17 protein-coding genes are annotated in these 21,109 nt (G+C 70.4%); 10 read left to right on the forward strand and 7 right to left on the reverse strand.

Features of this window, described 5'->3' with window-relative positions:
* The first annotated feature begins 47 nt into the window (after positions 1–47).
* From ACFWVP_RS26565 to ACFWVP_RS26575, 3 genes are all read left to right on the forward strand, one after another.
* A complete protein-coding gene (locus ACFWVP_RS26565) occupies positions 48–1,748 on the forward strand; it encodes a PHP domain-containing protein (protein ID WP_384500344.1) in 1,701 nt (566 codons plus the stop codon).
* A complete protein-coding gene (locus tag ACFWVP_RS26570; protein WP_384500346.1) occupies positions 1,745–2,239 on the forward strand; it encodes a hypothetical protein in 495 nt (164 codons plus the stop codon). The genes ACFWVP_RS26565 and ACFWVP_RS26570 overlap by 4 nt, the downstream gene beginning before the upstream one ends.
* A gap of 292 nt (positions 2,240–2,531) precedes the next feature.
* The gene (locus ACFWVP_RS26575) at positions 2,532–3,647 is read left to right on the forward strand and encodes an ADP-ribosylglycohydrolase family protein (RefSeq protein ID WP_384500348.1); all 1,116 of its coding nucleotides are present in this window, start codon (positions 2,532–2,534) and stop codon (positions 3,645–3,647) included.
* Positions 3,648–3,717: 70 nt separating this feature from the next.
* Here ACFWVP_RS26575 and ACFWVP_RS26580 read toward each other — a convergent pair whose 3' ends face one another.
* Both ACFWVP_RS26580 and ACFWVP_RS26585 read right to left on the reverse strand, forming a co-directional pair.
* Positions 3,718–5,301: a sodium:solute symporter family protein gene (locus ACFWVP_RS26580; RefSeq protein WP_384500350.1), complete on the reverse strand. Its 1,584-nt coding sequence runs from the start codon at positions 5,299–5,301 to the stop codon at positions 3,718–3,720.
* 567 nt (positions 5,302–5,868) lie between these two features.
* On the reverse strand, positions 5,869–6,075 hold the full coding sequence (locus tag ACFWVP_RS26585) for a DUF397 domain-containing protein (protein ID WP_384500352.1): 207 nt from the start codon (positions 6,073–6,075) through the stop codon (positions 5,869–5,871).
* 179 nt (positions 6,076–6,254) lie between these two features.
* Between ACFWVP_RS26585 and ACFWVP_RS26590 the strand changes: the two genes are divergently transcribed.
* Positions 6,255–8,447 carry a tetratricopeptide repeat protein gene (locus ACFWVP_RS26590; protein ID WP_384500353.1) on the forward strand — a complete coding sequence of 731 codons (2,193 nt, stop codon included), beginning with the start codon at positions 6,255–6,257 and terminating at the stop codon, positions 8,445–8,447.
* Between the two features lie 92 nt (positions 8,448–8,539).
* Here the strand turns inward: ACFWVP_RS26590 and ACFWVP_RS26595 are convergent, their stop codons facing one another.
* The 3 genes from ACFWVP_RS26595 to ACFWVP_RS26605 all read right to left on the reverse strand — a co-directional run bounded on the left by ACFWVP_RS26595 (position 8,540) and on the right by ACFWVP_RS26605 (position 10,769).
* Positions 8,540–8,743, reverse strand: a complete 204-nt coding sequence (locus ACFWVP_RS26595) for a DUF397 domain-containing protein (RefSeq protein WP_384500355.1) — start codon at positions 8,741–8,743, stop codon at positions 8,540–8,542.
* A 208-nt stretch (positions 8,744–8,951) separates the two neighbouring features.
* Entirely contained in the window at positions 8,952–9,809 is an 858-nt protein-coding gene (locus ACFWVP_RS26600) for a helix-turn-helix domain-containing protein (protein WP_384500357.1), read from the reverse strand.
* Positions 9,810–10,049: 240 nt separating this feature from the next.
* Positions 10,050–10,769 carry a GPP34 family phosphoprotein gene (locus ACFWVP_RS26605; protein ID WP_384500358.1) on the reverse strand — a complete coding sequence of 240 codons (720 nt, stop codon included), beginning with the start codon at positions 10,767–10,769 and terminating at the stop codon, positions 10,050–10,052.
* Between the two features lie 164 nt (positions 10,770–10,933).
* Between ACFWVP_RS26605 and ACFWVP_RS26610 the strand changes: the two genes are divergently transcribed.
* The 3 genes from ACFWVP_RS26610 to ACFWVP_RS26620 all read left to right on the forward strand — a co-directional run bounded on the left by ACFWVP_RS26610 (position 10,934) and on the right by ACFWVP_RS26620 (position 16,699).
* Positions 10,934–13,606 (forward strand): D-alanyl-D-alanine carboxypeptidase, encoded by a 2,673-nt coding sequence (locus ACFWVP_RS26610; protein ID WP_384500359.1) that lies wholly within the window; start codon positions 10,934–10,936, stop codon positions 13,604–13,606.
* A gap of 254 nt (positions 13,607–13,860) precedes the next feature.
* Positions 13,861–15,684 (forward strand): MFS transporter, encoded by a 1,824-nt coding sequence (locus ACFWVP_RS26615; RefSeq protein WP_384500360.1) that lies wholly within the window; start codon positions 13,861–13,863, stop codon positions 15,682–15,684.
* Positions 15,685–15,805: 121 nt separating this feature from the next.
* On the forward strand, positions 15,806–16,699 hold the full coding sequence (locus tag ACFWVP_RS26620) for an adhesin (protein ID WP_384500362.1): 894 nt from the start codon (positions 15,806–15,808) through the stop codon (positions 16,697–16,699).
* 130 nt (positions 16,700–16,829) lie between these two features.
* Here the strand turns inward: ACFWVP_RS26620 and ACFWVP_RS26625 are convergent, their stop codons facing one another.
* Positions 16,830–17,603, reverse strand: coding sequence for an ATP-grasp domain-containing protein (locus ACFWVP_RS26625; RefSeq protein WP_384500363.1), 774 nt, complete (start codon positions 17,601–17,603; stop codon positions 16,830–16,832).
* Positions 17,604–17,868: 265 nt separating this feature from the next.
* Between ACFWVP_RS26625 and ACFWVP_RS26630 the strand changes: the two genes are divergently transcribed.
* A complete protein-coding gene (locus tag ACFWVP_RS26630; RefSeq protein WP_384500364.1) occupies positions 17,869–18,234 on the forward strand; it encodes a hypothetical protein in 366 nt (121 codons plus the stop codon).
* 100 nt (positions 18,235–18,334) lie between these two features.
* Here ACFWVP_RS26630 and ACFWVP_RS26635 read toward each other — a convergent pair whose 3' ends face one another.
* Complete coding sequence (locus ACFWVP_RS26635) at positions 18,335–18,628, reverse strand: antibiotic biosynthesis monooxygenase family protein (protein ID WP_384500366.1); 294 nt, start codon at positions 18,626–18,628, stop codon at positions 18,335–18,337.
* Between the two features lie 281 nt (positions 18,629–18,909).
* Here ACFWVP_RS26635 and ACFWVP_RS26640 point away from each other — a divergent pair, with 281 nt between their 5' ends.
* Together ACFWVP_RS26640 and ACFWVP_RS26645 are read left to right on the forward strand one after the other, a co-directional pair.
* On the forward strand, positions 18,910–20,031 hold the full coding sequence (locus ACFWVP_RS26640) for an epoxide hydrolase family protein (RefSeq protein ID WP_384500367.1): 1,122 nt from the start codon (positions 18,910–18,912) through the stop codon (positions 20,029–20,031).
* A 287-nt stretch (positions 20,032–20,318) separates the two neighbouring features.
* Entirely contained in the window at positions 20,319–20,861 is a 543-nt protein-coding gene (locus ACFWVP_RS26645) for a hypothetical protein (protein ID WP_384500368.1), read from the forward strand.
* Positions 20,862–21,109: the final 248 nt, after the last annotated feature.

The following is a 21,109-nucleotide window of genomic DNA, read 5'->3' on the forward strand; positions in this document are numbered from 1 at the left end:
CCTCCTCACGCGGTCGCAGTGGCGCCGCAGGGACTGAGGAGACCGGCATGGGACACGGGCACGGACACGGGCACCACCACCATCACGACCACAGCCACGAGGCGGGTCCGGAGCTGCCCGCCGCGTTCGACACCTCGGTGCCCGACGAGGCCCTGACCCCCGAACAGCAGTCCCGCCGCACCCTGCTGCGGCGCGCGGGCCTGCTGGGCGCGGGCCTGGCCGCCGGCGGCATCCTCACCCAGGGCGGCACGACCCCCGCGTACGCCGCCGAGGGACGCCGGAAGAACAGCGGCTTCCTGTGGCTGGCCGGTGACCACCACGTCCACACCCAGTACAGCAACGACGGCAAGTACCGGGTCGCCGACCAGGTCCGCCAAGGCGCCCGGCACGGCCTCGACTGGATGGTCATCACCGACCACGGCAACGAGACGCACGCCAGGATCGGCGTGGAGAAGGTCAACCCGGACATCAAGGAGGCCCGGGAGGCGTACGCGGACACGCTCGTCTTCCAGGGCCTGGAGTGGAACATCCCGGCCGCCGAGCACGGCACCGTCTTCGTCCACCCGGGCAAGAACGAGGTCTCCGTCCTCAAGCAGTTCGAGCTGTCCTACGACGGCGGCGTGCGGAAGGCGACGGACTCGACGCCCGCGAACGAGGCACTCGCCGTCGCCGGCCTCAACTTCCTCGCCGAGCAGGTCCAGCGCCGCAAGGTCAAGGACATCCTGATGCTGGCGAACCACCCCGCCCGCAAGGGCATCGACTCGCCCCACGAGATCCGCGCCTGGCGCGACGCCACGTCCGCCCGCCACCAGATCGCCGTGGGCATGGAGGGCGCACCCGGCCACCAGGCCGCCGGTATCGAGCAGTCCACCGGCATGGGCCGTGCCCGCGGCCTCTACGACGGCAGCCCCGGCGCCAACTCCTTCGCCGGATACCCCCTGGAGAGCTACCGCACCTGGGGCGGCTTCGACTGGATGACCGCCACCGTCGGCGGCCTGTGGGACAGCCTCCTCGCCGAGGGCAAGCCCTGGTGGATCACCGCCAACTCCGACTCGCACAACGTGTACGCGGACACCGCGAAGCGCGGCGGCCCCGACAGCGACTACCTCACCAACGGCAAGCACACCGACCCCGTCTACCGCGGCGGGATCGACCTCACCGAGGGCGACTACTGGCCCGGCCAGTACAGCCGCACCCACGTCGGCGCCGACGGCTTCGACTACGCCGCCGTCATGGACGGAATCCGCGCCGGCCGCGTCTGGGTCGACCACGGCCAGCTGGTCAGCGGGCTCGACGTCCGGGTCTCGGGTGGCAGCCGATGGGCCACGCTCGGCGGCGCGCTGCACGTCAGGAAGGGCACGAAGGTGACGCTCACCGTGGACATCGCCCTCGCCGGAGCCACGAACTGGGCCGGTTTCGTCCCCGAGCTGGCCCGGGTCGACGTCATCCAGGGCGATGTCACGGGCACGGTCTCCGACAAGGACACCTTCACCGCACCGACGGCGAAGGTGGTGAAGTCGTACGAGGTCGGGAAGTCCACCGGACAGGTCAGGCTCACGTACGAACTCGGCCGCGTCGACCGCCCGCTGTACGTCCGCCTGCGCGGCACCGACGGAAACCGGTCCGCGACGGGACTGCGGGGAGCCGCGGTGGACCCCGCGGGCCCGGCCGTCGACGTCGTCGGCGACGCGGACCCGTGGAACGACCTGTGGTTCTACTCCAACCCCGTGTGGATCCTGCCTTCGTGAACACCTTCTGGATCGACACCGGTACGACGACCCTGGGCGAGGCGGACCGGCTCCTGACGTCACTGGCGGCCGGCCTCGGCCTCACGGAGGACGCGTTCGGCTGCACCCACCTCGTACGCGGCGACCGGCCACGGGTCGTGCTCTCGTTCACGGTGGCCTCGGCGGAGCCGGCCCGCCGGCTGGCGGCGGACGGGTACGAGGTGACGGCCGGAACGCCCGACGACGCGGGACGGGCCGTGCTCTTCCCCGGTGCGTCCGCCCTCACCGGCACGCTGACCGTCGCGGAACTCCTCCGGACCTCCGCGATCGACCGGGTCACTGTGCTGGGCACCGCCGGTGAACCCGACCTCGGCCAACGGCTCATGACGCGCGATCACGTGCGGCCGGCCTGGCAGGCGGGCGAACTGGTCCTCACCGCCATGCCGGCCGCGGGCGGTGTACTGGTCCCTTTCGAGGAGCCGGACCCCACTCCCTGCTGCGCCGACCACTGACCACGCAATCCGTCCCGCGATCACCTTCGGTAATCCCGGCCGCGCGGGCGTCTGCGCGAATCCTTCCCGAAACCTCCCCGGCCGAATTTCCGGGGCGGGATTCCAAAGATCATTCCGGGGATCGCTCCGGAGATCGTTCGGGGAAACCCATCCAGGAAAACCGTGAGGAATGCCGTTCAAAAGTGCTCCGAAGTGCGACTCCGTACATAACGTTCCACCCCTGAATCGGCTCTTCCCGTTCGATTACAGTGCTTGCGCAGTCGCAAGCCGGTGAACGAACGGAAGGGGCACGGTGAGCACAGGGACCACGGCTGTCTGGGGCCGTGCCGCGCAACAGGACTTCCGCAGCCGGGTGCGGGGCTCCCTGCTCGGCGGCGCCATCGGTGACGCGCTCGGGGCGGGGGTCGCGGGATACACCCTGGAGGCGATCCGCGCCGCCCACGGGGTGGACGGCGTCGTCGACTTCGTCCCCGTCGGCGGCAGGCGCGGCGCCGTCACCGCCGTCACACAGCTCACCCTCTTCACCGTCGACGGGCTGATACGGGCGCAGGTCCGCCGCGACACCGGCGCCTGGCACCCGCCCACCGACGTGTACCGCGCCCATCTGCGCTGGGCGGCCACCCAGAGCGCCTGGGGGCCCGACGAACGCCGCAAGGACAACGGCTGGCTGGCCGGGGAGGAGTGGCTGTACACCCGCCGCGCCCCCACCAGGGAGTGCCTCATGGGCTTCGGCGACACCACGATGGGCACCCTCGCCGTGCCCAAGAACCCCGCGGCGCGGGACTCGGCCGCGCTCACCCGCTCCGCGCCGTTCGGGCTGCTCGTCGGCTGGGAGCCGGCGCTCGTCCTCCAGCTGGCCGTCGAGTGCGCGGCCCACACCCACGGCCATGCCACCGCCCAGCTCGCCGCCGGAGCCCTCGCCGTCATGGTGCACGGGCTGGCCCGTGGCGAGACCCTGGACGGCTCCGTACAGAACGCGCTCGCCCTGCTCGCCGAACGCCCGGGCAACGAACAGGTCACCGAAGCGCTCCGCCAGGCCCTCGGCTCCGTACGCCAGGGCATCCCCGGGCCCGCCCTCATCGAGGCGCTCGGCGACACCGACTCCGCGGAGGAGGTCCTGGCCGTGGCCCTGTACTGCGCGCTGGTCGGCGAGGACGTACGGCACGGGCTGCGTCTCGCGGTGAACCACTCCGGGCCGTCCGCGGCCACCGGAGCCGTCTGCGGAGCGCTCCTCGGGGCCCTGCACGGCGAGACGGCCCTGCCCCCGGCCTGGCTGGCCGAGCTGGAGGGCCGCTCGACCGTCCTCGAACTCTCCGACGACTTCGCCATGGAGATGACCCAGGGCCCGGCCCTGCACAGCCCCACCGCCATAGCCCCCGGCTGGCTGGCCCGCTACCCCCGGGGCTGAGCCCGGAACACAGTGGTGGGCGGGCACCGCCGCGCCCGCCCACCACTGCCGGTCCCTCCGCACGCGCGGGTCAGTCCTTCACCCCCTCGGGCACCACCGTGCCGTCCGGGCCTGTCTGCTGCGCCGGGACTGCCGCCGCGGCGGACCCGCCCGCCGGGCCCCCGTCGTCCGAATTGATCAAGTCGATGAGGGCGTCCCGCTCCGGGGTGTCCTCCGGCTTGATGAACCCGATCACGATGTAGAGCACCAGCGAGATCGCCAGCGGCAACGCCACCTGGTACTGCAGCGCGACGTCCGTCTTCACCGAACCGTCGAAGTTGTAGTTGGTGAGGTAGAACGCGAGCAGGCCCGCCGCCCAGCTGGTGAGCGCCGCCGTCGGCCCCGACCTGCGGAACCTGCGCAGCAGACCCAGCATGAACGGGATCGCGATCGGACCCATGAGGCCGGCCACCCACTTGATGACCACCGAGATGATGTCCTTGAACGTCGGCGAGTTGATCTGGGTCGCCAGTGCCATGGACAGGGCGAGGAAGGCGAGCGTGGACAGCCGCGCGGCCATGAGCCCGCTGCGGTTGCTCCAGGTGCGGGCCGCCTTGGAGAAGACCGGCGCGATGTCCCGGGTGAACACCGCCGAGATGGCGTTGGCGTCGGAGGAGCACATGGCCATCGTGTGCGAGAAGAACCCGACGACGACCAGGCCCAGCAGTCCGTGCGGCAGCAGCTGCTCGGTCATCAGGGCGTAACTGTCCGAGGCGTCGGGCTTCTTGGCCTCCACGAGCAGCGGGGCCACCCACATCGGGAAGAAGAGCACGACCGGCCAGACCAGCCACAGAATGGCGGACAGCCGGGCCGAACGGGTCGCGGAGCGCGCGGAGTCCGTGGCCATGTAGCGCTGGGCCTGGTTCCACATGCCGCCGTTGTACTCGAAGGTCTTGATGAAGAGGTACGCCAGCAGGAAGGTCACCGTGTAGGGCCCGGCCGTCGGGTCCGTGTGGCCCTCGGGAAGCTTGTCCCAGACAGTCCACAGCGAACTGAAGCCGCCCAGCTTGCTCATGACGATCACCAGCATGGCCAGACCGGCGAACAGCTGGATGATGAACTGCCCGAGTTCGGTGAGCGCGTCGGCCCACAGCCCGCCGACGGTGCAGTAGACGGCCGTGATGGCGCCGGTGATGAAGATGCCCTGGGTGAGGGAGATGCCCGTGAAGACGGAGAGCAGCGTGGCGATGGCCGCCCACTTGGCACCCACGTCCACGATCTTCAGCAGCAGCCCCGACCAGGCCAGGGCCTGCTGGGTCTGGATGTTGTAGCGGTTCTTCAGGTACTCGAGCGGCGAGGCGACGTGCAGGCGCGAGCGCAGCCGGTTGAGCCGGGGCGCGAAGAGCTTCGCACCGATGCCGATGCCGATGGCGATCGGCAGTGACCAGGTCACGAAGGACGTGACGCCGTACTGGTACGCGATCCCGGCGTAGCCGGTGAACATCACCGCGCTGTAGCCGGACATGTGGTGCGAGATGCCCGAGAGCCACCACGGCATCTTGCCGCCGGCCGTGAAGAAGTCGCTGACGTTGTCCACGCGCTTGTGCGACCAGAGTCCGATCGCGACCATCACACCGAAGTAGCCGATGAGCACGGCCCAGTCGAGACTGTTCATGTGCCCCCTCCAGGGGTCCGCCTTGTGAACGGGAACGCGCTTCGTCAGTACGGCCGTTCAGCGGTGCCCCCGTGCGGGAACGGGGGACTTGGGGGATTGAACCGTCTGTTCGGCTCCTCGGTCAAGCCACTCACGGTCAAGGATATGAACACAGATCAGCAAGGCGAACGATTTTGCCTTTTCTTGACCTAGCGGGGCGTTGTCGTGAACGTGACCACGGCCACACGATGAGCGGGCACTTCGTCAGGCGGTGCGGAGATCGAAGCAGCACCGACATCAGGAACGCCCGAGAACGCAGAACGACCGCGCGGGATGCGGGTCCCGTGCGGCCGGAAGAAGGAGGGGAGCTGAAGAACCGGGGTCTGAGCGCTGAAGGTCTCGTGTGTTGAAGGCCTCCGAGTGCTGACGCGCTGTACAACTGTCGGCCACGCGGCCGTGCGGGTGGGCCGACATGTCGGAGCAGGTCGCGTGGGGTGGCCCGAGCCCTCTCAGCCAGGACGGCGGATCAGTCGAGAGGGCTCCTGTCGGTGTGCGCGGCGACCGGTGCAGGCGCCGGTCGCGCGCCTGTCAGGCGCCGACGGGACCCTCTGCCACGTCGCACACGAATGCGTTCCACGCGCCGGAGGCGAAGGTGAGTGAGGGGCCCTCGGGGGCCTTCGAGTCACGTACGGCAATGATCAGTGTGGCGGGGGACTTGATCTCCACGCATGCTCCGTTGCCGCCGGAGAACGACGACTTCATCCATCTTTCCGTAGCACCCTGACGTATAGCCATGTTCACTCCAATTCAGAGAGTTGGGTGAGCGGCGCCGACTTCGTTGCTGTCGGCGTGATCAACGGCCGTGGAGGGCAGAGGAGCGCCGAGGTTTCCGGTAGCGGCCGTGTCTACCAGACCGGTCGCGATCGGCACACCAACGAACGGGGGGCGGGACCGAGCGTCACGCGGAAGATCTCGTGCAGGGCAGGACACCGGGGCTACGAGGCCGTGTCCACCAGTCGGTCGGCGACCAGCACGTCACCGAGAACCACGACCACCGGGTGCCGGACCAGGGTTCATCCCTCTCCGGGCCGTCCATGCAGCTCGAGAGCGGCCGAATCCATGTTCTACACGGAACGGGCGGCTGCGGCAAGACCGCTGTGGCCCAGACCCTCTTCAACAAGGTCGCGGGCCAAGGCGGCCGCACAGGGCTGTGGGTCAACGCCTCCGAGCGGGCCACACTGCGCGCGGGAATGCTTGCCGTGGCCGCCGATCGTGGGGCGGAGACTTCCGAGCTCGCCGCCGCGTACGACGGGCGCCGCGCGGCAGCCGATCTCGTGTGGCATTACCTGAACTATTCGGCACAGCCCTGGTTCCTGGTTCTGGACAACGCGGATGATCCCGCGGCTCTCGAAGAGGGCGCATGGCTCAGGTCCAGTCCGCAAGGAACCGTCGTCGTGACCACGCGCGCAGCCGGCTCACGTGTGTGGAGCGGGGCGGAGCTGCACCAGGTGGGTGTACTTCCGCTGGAAGACGCCGCATTGGTGCTGCATGACCTCGCTCCGGACGCGGGTACTCCGCATGAGGCGGAAATCGTGGCCAGAAGGCTCGAATGTCTTCCACTCGCCCTGACCTTGGCCGGATCCTTTCTGTCCCGTCAACTTCTGGAGAGCTGGTCCATGAGCGACTACCGGCGCCACCTCGACGAGAATCCCACCGAACTGATCGACCGGGGTGCGGCACCGGGAAGTTCGGAGGGGAATGCCCGGCAACTCGTCGGGCGGACATGGGAGATCTCTCTGCGGGCCCTGGCCGAGAACGGCGTTCCCGAGTGCGAGTCGCTGCTCCGCCTGCTCTCCTGCTGGAGCTCCGACCCGGTTCCGCTGTCACTGTTGCGTCCCCTGTCCGTGGGCGCGGTGGATCTCGGTGCCGTGGAGCCGCCGCTGCCCGGCGGCCGGGTCGAGACTGCTCTCCGGGGCCTGCTGGATCACTCCATGATCTCGCTCGTCGACTCGGAGGAGAGCGGCGAAGTCGTGCGGTGCGTCAAGACGCACGGAGTGCTGCTCGACAGTGTCGCGACCTCGGTGCCGAACGATCAGAAGCCGCTCCTGGTCGAGGGAGCGGCACGTCTGCTCGCGGCGGAGATCCCCGCCGAGGTGGGCGGCGGAGTGGCGGAAGGCCGAGTCCGGAGACTGATTCCGCACGTGATGAACCTGCTTCGACTGGTGGCGGATCACGACACCGGAGTCAGCGTGGTCCGGGTCGCGAATCTGCTGGCCCAGCACGTCTTCGCGAGTGGGGACTATCAGGCTTCCCTGCATGTGGCCCAAGCTGCCGCGATGGTGGCGGAGACGCGTCTGGGGGCGGATCATCCGCTCACTCTCGGCGCCGGCCACGACGCGGCCCTGGCTCTCTTCAGGCTGGGGCGGTTCGAGGATTCCGAGGCGCTGCACCGGAAGGTTCTGGACGGCCGGGAGAGGGTCTTCGGCGAAGAACACCCGGAAACACTGCAGAGCTTCCTTTCCTTTCACGAACCACTTGGCCAACTGGGGCGTGTCGAAGAATGTGTCGCGGCTCTGAGGAAGGCTCAGGAAGTTCGAGGACGGGTTCTCGGTGAGAATCATCCGGACACCCTCTATGCCCGGGCTCTGCTCATCGAATACCTGGCGGTTGCCGGTGAAGTCGAAGAATTCGACCGTGTCGGCCCGGAAATCATCTCCCTCTGTGAGGAGTTCCTCGGGAATGACTCATTGGCCGCCGTCACGAGTCGCCATAACTTCGCCTTCGGCCTCTATCGTTTCGGCAGGTACGAACAGGCGGAACCCGTCGCGCGAAGGGCACTGTCGGACCGGCGGCGCGTACATGGCGCCGAGCACGCGCTGGCGCTCTCGGCCACGATCCTCTTGAGCTGGATCCTGGCCGAGCGCGGTGCGCTGGAGGAGTCGATCTCGTTCGCAAGGCTTGCGGTGGAAGGACAGGAACGGGCTCTGGGGCCTGAGCACCCCTACCTGCTCACGAACCGGGCGGGGCTGGCCGCATCGCTGTCGGCCGCCGGCCGTGTGGCCGAAGCTCAGGCGCTCGCGCGCCTGAACCTGCCGTTGTGCGAGCGCGTGCTGGGTTCGGACGACCCTGTCACGGTGAAGACCCGCAGCCTGTCGGCTACTCCCTGAGTGAGCAGCAACCCTCTCGGCCAGGACGGCGGACCAGTCGAGAGGGCGTGGCTGGGGCGGCTCGCGTGGGTAGGCCGGCCTTTCGGTCGGCCTCAGCGCCGCGAGGTCCGGCTGACGTCCGAGAGGAATGCCGACCAGGAGTCGGCCGCGAAGCCGAGGATCCCGGTGTGCGGATCCTTCGAATCGCGCACCGCCACGGCATTGTGCCCGGCCGTCTTGACCTCGACGCAATCCCCATTTACGGCGGAATGCGAGGACTTGGTCCATTCGGACAGCTTGTCGTGCTTGAACAGCATGGTGACTCCGATGATCGGGGCAGTCGTCGGGCGTTGCGTGCCCAGTCGCTGCGAGTCGGCGACTTCATGGGCGACGCTACGCTGCGGCCTCATCGAAGGTGAGCGGCCTTCACTCCTTTGGGTGAAACATTCCTTTGGGGGCTTCCTGGACAGGGTCGCGCGGGCGTATATTGCCGCTTTTCCTGGCGGATTGAGCCAGGACAATTGATCAGGGTCGGCAGTTGTCGGCTGCCGCGAGGATGAACTCACGTGACTGTTCCGCGCTCAGGGCCTTGGCCCGGAGGTGCTCGTACATCACGGCGTAACTCTGGACGTCGTTGGCCTTCTCCAGGTACAGGTCGCTCGTGACGCCCTCGAGGTAGACGACGCTGGCGTCCATCGTCTCCTGGAACTCCAGGATGGCGAACTTTCCGTACATGCCGGGATGTGCGCCCACGTCGTACGGCAGCACCTGAAGTGTCACGTGCGGTAGTTCGCTCAACTCGGCCAGGTGGAGCAGTTGGGCGTTCATCGTCTGCGGGTCGCCGACGATGCGGCGCAGCAGCGCTTCGTCGATCACCGCCCAGAAGCGCAGCGGATTGACGGGGTCGGTGAGGCGATCCTGGCGCTTCAGGCGGATCTGGATTCGCTTGTCGATCTCGCTGGGTGTGGCCTCGGGCCACATTCCCTCGATGACCGCCTGCGCGTACTCGCGTGTCTGCAGCAGCCCGGGAACGATCAGCGACTCATAGACGCGGAGCGAGGCGGCATCCGTCTCCAGACCGATGTAGACGCTGTACGGGATGTCGCCGAATGCGTGCCACCAGCCCTGCTGCCGGGAGTCCTTGGCCATCTGCATGAGCGAGTCGACGATCCGGTGGTCCTCGACCTCGTAGACCCCGCACAGGTCGCGTACGTCGCGCTGGCTGATGGATCGGCGGCCGTTCTCCAGGCGGCTGATCTTCGACTGCGAGACGAGCAGCCGCTCCGCCACCTCCTCGGCCGTCATGCCCTTGATCTCGCGGAGGCGGCGCAGTTCCTGACCCAGCCGGCGTCGCCTGACAGTGGGATTGACGTTGGTCGGCACGGGAACGGCACCTCCGGCTATGCAGCTGTTGTAGCTGTGCGTATCTGCTTGCTCAGCAGATTGCCACCCGGGGCCCCGGCCGCGCTGGGAAATGGCCACACGCAATCGACGGCACGCAAGAGCGCGGGGCAGCCGGTGGATCCGGCTGCCCCGCGCCTGGTGCGGCTCCCGAACCGGGTCATGGGGACGACGGCACGGCGGTATTCGGTGCTCCGCGCAACTGTCCGCGCGGTCGTGCGGTCAGTGGACGGAGGTGTGCGCCATGCTGCCGCTACGCGCTTGGGCTTGCGGCTGCAACGGCACCCCTGCCGTCTGCTGATTACGGCGTGGCTGGACGGCCACACCGTTCTGGACGTCCATCACGGCATGCGCCACGAGACCGCCCATCGGGTCGTGTCTGATCAGGTCCCGGAGCCGGGAGCGCGATGAGCGCCCCTCGTTCCCGGGGTACAGGTGCTTGCCGAGTCCGACCGCGTGGGCCAGTGCGGCGAGCGCCGCGGTCCGCGGGTCCGGCGGTACGCCGGTGCGGATCGCACTGTCCAGCCGGGCTTTGATGTCCCGGCTGATCGCCGTGTCCGTCGCTTGGTAGCGAGTCGTCGGCAGCACTCCGCACATCTGGCCCGCCACGGCATGCACCATGCCGCACCGCTCCAGATGAGCGAGGTAGATCTGGCGAAGTCCCAGTCGGGGCCCGCCAATCCAGTGGACGGCCCGAACCGGGCTGCCGCGACGGCGCAGCAGTTCCAGTGCGGAGTCCAGAGTCGGATCTCCTGTCGGCCGTGGCATCACCACGGCGATACGATCCCCGTCAGGGGCTATCCGTCCTGCCAGAGCCAGCTCTACTAGCTGTGCCCCGGCCAGGCCGAGGTCGAGCGACTGCGGCTGCGCTGTGGTACCCGTGGTCGGGTCCAGAGCGAGCAGCAGAAGCTCCTCCGGAATTGTTCTGCGGCTCCTGCCCATCCATGCCTCCCCGCGTGGATGAGTGACAGGGTGACCCCTCTCACATTGGTCTGTCGAGGGTGCCTGGGTGCTTTGTGAGGGAACCGTTAGGTATGTCGTTCTCGTCTAGCAGCCCGGCCAAGGGTTCACACAGGACACTGGTAGATGGTTCGGACAGTGCGGGCATGTCCCCGCGGCGCATCAAGGAGGCATCGGTGGCGGGCGAGTCCCCCGACAAGTCGGAGCAGCGGAAGTCGTCGGGGACGGCTGAGGAACGCGATCCGCGTTTCGCCGTGTTCCGCGAACCGGTCGCCGCGGCGGGTACCGGAAGCACGACGGGCAGGACGACGGACACCGTGACGGATACCGCGACAGCGGTCTTCCGCTCGCCGCACTCCGCGGACACGGCCGACGACCCGGACGAGGTGTCGTCGGACGCGTCCACGGACGCGTCCACGGACGCGTCCACGGACGCACCCGAGGACGCACCCGAGGGCGTCGGAAGCGAAACGGGCACGGACCGGGCCGAGGCCGCCGCCGCATCGGGCGGCGAGCCGCAGGGCCCCGAAGCCTCCGAGGAGGGCGCAGAGGCCCCTCAGGAGGGCTCCACGGGCCTTGGGGCGGCCGAGGGGCCCGCTGGGGCCACCGAGGCGGACGAGGCGACGAGGAGCGAGGCCGTGGCGCCCGCGCCGGACGCACCGTCCACCGTCGAGCCCGAGCCCGACTCCGAGCCCGACTCCAGGTCCGGCGATCGGCCGGACACCGTGACGGCTTCGGGGACCACCGCAGGGTCGGGTGACGGCTCGGACTCCGACGCCGACGCGGAGTCCGAAGTGGGCTCCGGCACCGAACCCGCCGACGTCACCGCTTCCGGTTCCGCCGCCGAGGACGAGCCGGACGACGCTCCTGACGCCGGTACGGCCCCGGATGCCGCGGCCGGCACGCGGGACGAGGGCAGCGCGCGGGACGAGTCCGACGACCAGCCGCGGACGGATGGCGACGCCGGCACCGGCACGCGGCCCGAGGGCCGTGACCAGGCTGAGCCCGACGACGAGCACCCCGAGGCCGACGGGAAGGCCGACGCGGCCGACCCGGCAGGCAAGGCCTCCGACGCCGACGAGCCCGCCGACTCCTCCGAAGCGCCCCGGGTGCCGAAGTCCCGTACGGAGCCCTCCACTCCCGAGGCCGCCCCCCGGGCCGCCGGTGAGCCCGCTCCCGAGGACTCGGACCCCGCCGGGGACGAGCGAGGCATCGATCAGCCGACCACCGTCTTCAAGGCGCTGCGGCCGAAGCAGGCCGACCAGCCGACCACCGCGCTGAAGCTCCCCGCGAGGTCCGACCTCGAGCCGAAGCCCACCCCCGAGGCCCCCGCCGAGCGGACCAGCAAGTTCGTACCGTTGCGGGCGGACGACATACGGCCCGGTGCGGCCGGCGCGTCCACGCCTCCGGTCGGCCCGACGGTCACCCCGGACATCACGGCGAAGCCGGACACCGCCAAGGCGTCCCGGACGCCCGGGTACCCCGTGGCCGGACTCGTCGAGGCCGAGCGGACCCGGCAGCAGCCCATGCCGCCCAAGCCGCCGCTCGACCTCCTCGCCGAGCTGACGAACACCCCGCCGCCCCGGCAGACCCCGGTCCGCACGGTGTTCAGACGGATCAAGATCTGGACACCCCTGGTGCTCCTCCTCGTGGTCGCCTTCGCGATCGCACAGGCGGTGCGTCCGCTTCCCGAGCCCACGCTGGGGCTCTCCGTGGCCTCCACGTACACCTTCGACGGCGAGAAGCTCGACATGCCGTGGCCCGCCGAAGGCCAGGGCGCGGTCGAGGTCGAGGGCGTCGGCACCATCGGCACGTACGGCACGGAGAAGTCCGCGCCGATCGCGAGCGTCGCGAAGATCATGACCGCGTACGTGATCCTCCAGGGCCACCCGATCACCGGCAAGCAGGACGGTGAGGAGATCGTGGTCGACGAGAAGGCGGGCGAGGAGGCCAACCGTCCCGACGAGTCCACGGCCCCGATCAAGGAGGGGCAGAAGTACACGCAGCGTCAGATGCTCCAGCTCCTGATGATCCCCTCGGGGAACAACGTGGCCCGTCTGCTCGCCCGTTGGGACGCCACGACCGTGGAAGCCTTCGTCGAGAAGATGAACGTGGCGGCCGAGGACCTCGGGATGACGAAGTCCGTGTACACGGACCCGAGCGGTCTCGAGTCCTCCACCCGGTCCACGCCCGCGGACCAGCTGAAGCTGGCCAAGGCGGTCATGCGGAACGACGTCTTCCGCGAGATCGTCAACATGCCCCAGGCGGACATCCCCGCCATCGGCAAGACGATCTACAACAACAACGTGATCCTCCTGGAGCCCGGGGTGAGCGGCATCAAGACCGGCTCCTCCACCCCGGCCGGCGGCAACCTGGTCTGGACCGCCGACACCGTCATCGACGGGAAGAGCCGCCGGATCATCGGCGCGGTGATGGGCGCCGACCTGGACGGGACTCTCGACGCCAAGCTGCAGCGGGCCATACAGAACAGCCTCAAGCTGATCCAGGCCGCCCAGAAGGGTGTCGAGTCCGCCACCGTCGTCAAGAAGGGCCAGGTCGTCGGGTACGTCGACAACGGGCTCGGCGGCCGCACCCCGGTGGTCTCCACCAAGGACCTGAAGGCGGTCGGCTGGGGTGGGCTCGAGGTCGAGCTCGACCTCGGTGACGGCGGGGAGCCGCTCCAGCACGCGGCGAAGGCCGGCACGGTCGTGGGCGAGGTGACGGTCGGGACCGGCACCGGAAAGGTGTCCGCCCCCGTCGCCCTGCAGAGCGAGATGACGGAACCGGCCTTCGGCGACAAGCTGACCCGCATCACCTGACCCGCATCACCGGACCCGGCCACGTGACCCGCGTCACCTGGCCGGGTCCGGCCGCGTCCGACCGGCCGATACGGTCCCGCGCCCCCGCACCGGGGGCGTCCGACCGTCCGCCGGGGGGCAGCGCGGAGAAAAACGTGCGTGCTAGCGTCCGAAAGCAACGGAAGACCGCCGGGGCGCGTCCTTCCGCATACGGATGAGGCCCGTGCAGTACATCGACGGTTCGGCAGGCCCGGGCAAGGACGGGGAGAGTCGCAGTGACCACCGCTGAGCCGACGCGGGCGAACGACAGTGTGACGTCCACGAGTGTGTCCATCCGCATCCCGGCCCAGGCCGACGGCGGCAGGGACGGGACGGACCGGCCCCCGAGACGCCGGCTGTGGCGCCATCCGGTGGTGCTGACGACCGCGGTCGCCGCGGCGGTGCACCTGCTCTGGTTCTTCTTCCTCGCGAACAGCGGCGGCGACATCGCCGCCCAGGACGCCTGGGCCGAGTTCGTCGGCCGCCACCCCGGTACCGCGTACAACCTCGCCTGGTACGGGGGCATGCACCCCGTCTCGTACAGCGTGGTGTCGCCCTATCTGATGTCCCTGCTCGGCGTCCGCACGACGATGATGATCGTCGGTACGGTGTCGTCGGCGCTCACCGCGCTGATCCTGGTCCGGGTGCCCGCCGTCCGTAACCCTCTGGCGTGCTCGCTCGCCGGGACCTTCGCCTACCTGTGCAACGCCCTGTCCGGGCGGGTGACGTTCGGGCTCGGCATGATGTTCGCGCTGGGGGCGGTCGCGGCCGTCTTCTGCTGGCCGCACCGGTGGCGGTACAGGCGGTGGGCGAAGGCCGTCGTCGCCGCGCCGCTCGCCGCACTGGCGACGGCGGGCAGCCCGGTCGCCGGGCTCTTCCTCGGCGTGGTCGCCGCGGCGCTCTTCCTGAACAAACGGCGTCCCGGGGCGTACGCGATCGGCCTGCCGCCCGTCGTGGTCGTGGTGCTGTCCGCGTGGCTGTTCCCCTTCTCGGGTACGCAGCCGATGTCGCTCGGGACCCTGTCCCTGCCGTTCGTCTTCTCCGTCCTGGTGTTCGTCCTCGTACCCCGGGACTGGTACACCGTGCGCACGGCCGCCGCGGTGTACGGCGTCGGGACTCTGCTGACGTACGTGATCGACTCGCAGATCGGCTCGAACGTGTCGCGCATGGCGATGCTGTTCGCCGGGGTCGTGCTGCTCGCCGCCCTCCCGTACACGAAGCCGAGTACCCGCCGCTGGTACGCGCTGGTCATCGCCTTCGCCGGGCTGAACTTCTGGATCGGCTTCAAGGGCGTCGACGACATCGTCCGTACCGCCCCCACCGCTTCCTGGAACCGCGAGCTGGCCCCCCTGGTCAACCAGCTCCAGAAGGCCGGGGCGGAACGGGGCCGGGTCGAGGTGGTCCCCGCCAGCAGCCACCGGGAGGCCTCGGCGCTCGCCGGGTACGTCAACCTGGCGCGCGGCTGGAACCGGCAGGCCGACATGAAGCGCAACCCGCTCTTCTACGACGACACCCTGAACCCCGTGAACTACCGGGAATGGCTCGACCGCTGGGCCGTGCACTACGTGGTGCTGCCGAAGGGCAAGCCGGACTCCAGCGGGGCGGTTCAGGAGGCGGAGCTCGTCGAGAAGGGCCAGCCGTACCTGAGGCCGGTCTGGAGCGACGCCAACTGGAAGCTCTTCCGGGTCCTGGACCCGGTGCCGCTCGCCGATCCGCCCGCGACGGTCGAGCGGGCCGGTGACGACAAGCTGACGATCCGGGTGCGGTCGGCGGGCCGGGTGCTGATCCGGATCCCGTACTCGCACTGGCTCGCCGTCGTGGACGACGAGGGCGAGAGTGTGGAGCGGCCGCAGGAGACGGAGGCCTCCAGGAAGCGCTCGGAGGAGGACGGGGACGCCCCCAAGGACTTCACCAACGCACACGGCTGCCTGATCAAGGTGGAGGAGGGCCCGGACGGTGACGAGTGGACCGAGCTGCTCGCACCGCGGCCGGGGGTCTACCGGCTGGCCGCGCCCTACCAACTGCAGCCGGGCACACCGTGCCCGGAGGAACTGCGCTGACGGACTGTGCTGAAGGACTGCGCTCACGGACTGCGCTGACGGGCTCCTGACCGGCGGACCGTCGGGCGAATAATGCGGGAACTCTCCCGACCGGCGCCGGGCACTGGCAAGGTGTGCTGCCATGAGGTGCCAACATTGCGGCGGCGAACACGCGGGTCAGCTGCCGGGCATGGCCTGTCCCCGGCGCGGTTCCGTGGCGCGATCGGCCGGCGGGAGCGGTTCCTGGATCGCGCAGGAGACGCTGATGGGCCGGGTCTCCACCCTGCCCCGGAGGCGAAAAGCCCTGCTGGCGGCCGGAGTCGTCGTCGCCGTGGGCAGTCTGGCGACCGCCGTGTCGCTGCTCGCCGCGGGCGACGGGGGCGGACGCCCGGAGGCGGCCGGCCGTGCCGGGACCGCGCCCGCCCCGATCGGCGGCGGAGCCCCGACGCGGATCGGTGGCGAGGACCCGGAGAGCCCGGACGATCCGGCGGAGGAGACGGCGAAGCCGCCCGGGCGGACCGGCGGTTACCGCTACGCGGTCTGGGCGGGACCCGGCTGCACGACCGGCGACTACGTCGAGCACGGCCGCTTCGAGAACGGTGACGCGGGCTGGTACACCGTCGAGACCGGTGGTTTCAGGGACAGTTCGTGCGACGGACGGTTCAGCGCGGTCCCGATGTCCGGGAGCCCGGACGAGGACCGGGGCAGTAGTGCCGTCTGGACCTGGCACCTCGGTGACGGTTTCAGCGAGTGCGCGCTGACGGTCTTCGTGCCGAGCAGCGTCCGCGCGAGCGACGTGGCGGGCAGTCCCACCGTGTACCGGGTGCTCTCCGACCCGAATGACGCGGACTCCGCCTATACGGGCTTCGCGGTGCGTCAGCCGGAACACCGGGGCGCCCCGGTCGACGTGCGGAGCTACCCGGTCAAGGGCGACACCTTCGCCGTGCAGCTGATCGACCGGGGGAGGGACTGGGGCGACGCGGCACTGGTGGGCGCGCACCACGCGGCGGCCCAGCTGAAGGCGTCCTGCCGCTGACGTGCCCTCGCCCCGGAGAAGACCGCGGCGGGCGGTGCGCGCCGGATGGACGGCCCCGACGACGCCCGCGACGTCCGCGCCGTCCGCGCCGTCCACGCCCGGGACTTCAGGGTGCCGGTCACCCGCTGCCTCACGGACAACGGGGGAGGGGAGGCCGACGGACGAACGGGCGGTCCCGCTCAGCCAGTTGTGCGGCAGGACCGGCGGCCCTGAGCACCACGTCCAGCGCGCGGTCCGGGTCCGAGGCGTAAGCACCAGCGGCCCACGCGGCGTTGGCCTCGACGACCGCCCACTGCCCCGCTTCGGTCGGTCCGGCGTCGACGACGATCGCGGACGGCAGGGTGTGTCCGGCGGAAGCGAGCAGTTCCGCACCGAACGCGTGCGCCGCCGCGGACAGCGGACCCAGATGGAGCCGCCCCGACTCGGCGTAGCGGCTGCCTGTGTGCACCTGTCCGTCGAGCAGGTACAGCCGGTACTCCGCCTCGAAGGTGACGACATCGCTCACCAGCACCACCGTCTCCGGATCGACCGCGTCCGGCCCCGGCAGCCGGGATCCGTCCGCGTACACCAGAGCCGGAATGTTCTTGTCATTCGGCGACTTGACGAATGCGGGGCGGCGCAGCCCGTACGCCTCACGGATCGGCACGGCACGGATCTCACGCCGGACGAACGAGGCGGGCAGCCGGGCCAGCCAGTCGGCCGGTGCCTCCAGCGGCGCGATGCCCAGTGCGGGAGCCACGGCGTCGGCGAAGGCCGGACCGGCGTGCAGGTACGCGTCCCCGTCCCGCAGTGTCTCGGGCACCTGGAAGTCGGGCAGTTGCACGGTCCGCAGGCCGCGCCGCCGGGCGGTGTCGCGGAGGACGCGTGCGGAAGCGGTGAGCCGGGGCGGGAGTACGAGGGCCATGGGCACCGATCCTCCCGCGGCGGGTGCGTGCGGCCCACCGGATTTCTTACGGAAGCCGCCGGCCGCGGAGTTGCCCGAGTGGGCGGGTCCGCCGGTCGGGGCTTTCGTACCACGGGCGGCCAACCGGGCGAGGGCCGGTATGTGATCGGCGAGATCCTCACGGACGCGGACGGCCCGGGTACGGGTGCGGGCCCGGGCGTGGTCCGAGTGTGCTTCCCCTCGCCGGTTCGACCCGGACGCGAGGCGGACCGGGCATGGTCCGGCCATGTCAGTGACAACGCACCGGAGCGGACCCGCGGGCGCATGGGCGGCGCAGATCACCAGGCCGCAGGGGACTCTCACGCAGACCTTCCACTTCACCGCGGACGGCCAGGTCTTCATGGCCACCGGTGGTGCCGGCACCTGGACGGCCACCGGCCCCGGCGCCTTCGCCTTCAGGCTCTCCGAGCCGGTCTACGACGAACACGGCGACTGTGTCGCCTGGGTGGCCATCGACCAGCGGGCCGTCCAGCAGGGGGACGGCTTCACCAGCGAGGGCCGGTCCACCGTGACCGGAAGCGACGGAAGCCCGCTGCGCACCGTCGAGGTATCGATCGCGGCCGCCCGGCACGGCGGGCGCGGCGAAGGGTGACCCGGGGGCTTCCGGGCGGGGCCGGACACACTGTCGGCGGCCGCGACCGCAGGGCTCGTCGCCCGTACGGGTCCTGGCCGCCGAGGCCGCAGCGGTGGGCTCAGTGCGCGACGCGTTCGAGCAGCGGCGTGTAGATGTTCGGCTCGCTGCTGCCGAGCTTCTGCAGAGCCGTGCGGTGGACGGCGAACTCCGGCAGGCCGAGCGCCCGGCGGAAGGACTCCTCGTCCGTCCAGTCGGCCACGTTCACATACCGGCCCGGTGCGTTCAGGTGCTTCAGCATGCGGTGCCCGACGAAGCCGGGCTGGGCGGCGAAGAACGCCGAGGTCTCCTCGAACGCGGCCTCGAACTCCTCGATCGACCCGGTGACTTCGAATCGGTTGATGAACGTGATCACAGCGATTCCTTCCGAAAGGCGGATATGCCGGGGTGAAGCCCGTGCACGGTCGCAGTCCGTACTGGAGTAACGGTCGAACAGCGCACCGCCCGGCGCCACCCGGTCCGACCACGTTCCCGCCGCATCGCCGCATCGCCACCCGCTGTATCGCCGCACCGCCCCGGCCACACCGCAGGGCGAGAACCAGCCGGATTCCCGGAGCTTTCCGGCACTCGACCGGTTCTGTAGCGGCCGTCCCTAGCGTCGGAGCGAATGAAACGAGCCAGTAGGGAGGACACGGGGTGAGTTCAGTCATTGAGCCCTATCGGGCAGAAGTCGCGCAGGCGGATCTCGAGGATCTTCGCGCCCGGCTGAACAGCACACGCTGGCCGGACCGGGAGACCGTGGACGACTGGTCCCAGGGGTCGAGACTGGAGACCGTCCAGGACCTGTGCGGGTACTGGGCCGACGGATACGACTGGCGGGCGACCGAGGCCCGGCTGAACACCTTCCCGCAGTACACCACCGAGATCGACGGGCTGCGGATCCACTTCGTGCACGTGCGCTCGCCCCACCCGGGTGCCGTACCGCTGCTGCTCACCCACGGCTGGCCCAGCTCGATCGTGGAGTACCTCGACCTGATCCAGCTGCTCACCGACCCGCCGGACCCGGCCGACGCCTTCCACGTCATCTGCCCTTCCCTGCCGGGCCACGGCTTCGGCGACCGGCCGACCGGAACCGGCTGGACCGTGCAGCGGACGGCCGAGGCCTGGGCCGCGCTCATGGCACGGCTCGGCTACGACCAGTACGTGGCCCACGGCGGCGACTGGGGCTCCTGGGTCTCCGCGGCGCTCGGCAGCACCGACGCCGCGCACCTGCGGGGCATCCACCTGACGATGCCGTTGGCCAGGCCGCCGGAGCACTCCGTCGAGCTGGACGAGCGGGACCGGGCCGCCATGGCGCGCATGCAGAGCTTCGGCAAGAACCGCTCGGGATACGCCGCCATCCAGTCCACCCGTCCGCAGGCGCTCGGCTACGGGCTCGCCGACTCGCCGGCCGGTCAGCTCGCCTGGATCCTCGACCGGTTCTGGGAGTGGGTCGACCACGAGGGCGACCTCGACAAGGCCATCGGCCGCGACCGGCTGCTGGACATCGTCTCCATGTACTGGTTCACCAACACCGGGGCCTCGTCGGGCCGGCTGTTCTGGGAGAGCTTCACGGACGAGCCGATGCGGGCCACGGACGTACCGACCGGCTGCTCGGTCTTCCCCAAGGACGCCTGGATGCCGCGGGCCTGGGCCCGTGAACGCTTCACCGACCTGCGCTACTGGCAGGACCTCCCGGACGGCGGCCACTTCCCGGCACTGGAGCGGCCCGAGGTGCTGGCCCGCGAACTCAGGCTGTTCAACCGCGCACTGGGCTGACCGACCGAACGACCGACACCGCGCGCCGCAGGATCGGCACACGTACCCGCGCCGGTCGAGACGCGCACCGCAGGACCTCACACGCGTACCGCGTCCGCTCCACACGCGACCGCACCCGGCCGGTCACCGCACCCGGCCGGTCACCGCACCGCACCCACCAACCACCGCACCGTGCCCGGTCACCGCGCGCGCTGTCTCGATACGACCGCGCGCGGGACCGAAGCCGCGCACCGGACCGCACCGCACGCCGGTCCCCATGGCATCTACATCGATGAGAGGAACCTCCCATGATCACGCGAATAGACGGGCGAGCGGAGCGCATCGCCCGCCGGGTGGGCCGTGTCTTCTGCGCCACCGCCCTGGCCGCGTCCGTAGCCCTGGCTGTTCCCGCCGTGGCCGGTGCCCGGCCCGCCGCCACCGCACCGGCCGCCGCCTCCGCCGCATCCGCCAAGTCGGCCTCCACGCCCGTCGGCCGGTGGCAGGGAACGGTGGAGCACGCCAACGGATCCGGCAACATCACCCTGTCCTTCCACACCAGCGGCCTGGTCTGCCTGGGCTCGGGCGACGGCTCGACCGGCGGCGGCCAGGGCATGGGCGTGTGGTGGCCGACCGGCACCGACACCTTCTCCTACCGCGTGCTGGAGGTCCTGCGCGAGGCCGAGGGCCCGGTGACCGGATTCGTCGACGTCAACCAGAAGGCAACGCAGAACGTCACGACCGTCACCAGCTCGGGTGTCTCCAAGATCTACGACGCGCAGGGCACGTACCTCCTGTCCGCCAACGCGACCGTCAACGTCAAGCGGGTCGCCACCACTCCCGGATCCTGCTGACCCGATCCGCGACCACCGTGCCTGAGGCGCGGCGCAGCCCCCGGACAGGCCCAGGATTCCGGCCCGTCCGGGGGCGCGACGCGTTGACCGGCGGCAGCGCTCCAGGTCGATGAGCAGGGACCGGAACCGTACCGACTGCGCGGCGGCGGGGGGGGGGGGGCGGGGGGCGGCGGCGGCGGCGGGCCCCCCCCCCCCCCCCCCCCCCCCCCCCCCCCCCGCGCCCCGCCCGGCCGGCGCGCGGGCGGGGA

Source organism: Streptomyces sp. NPDC058637, assembly GCF_042717325.1.
In the GTDB taxonomy this organism is placed as follows: domain Bacteria; phylum Actinomycetota; class Actinomycetes; order Streptomycetales; family Streptomycetaceae; genus Streptomyces.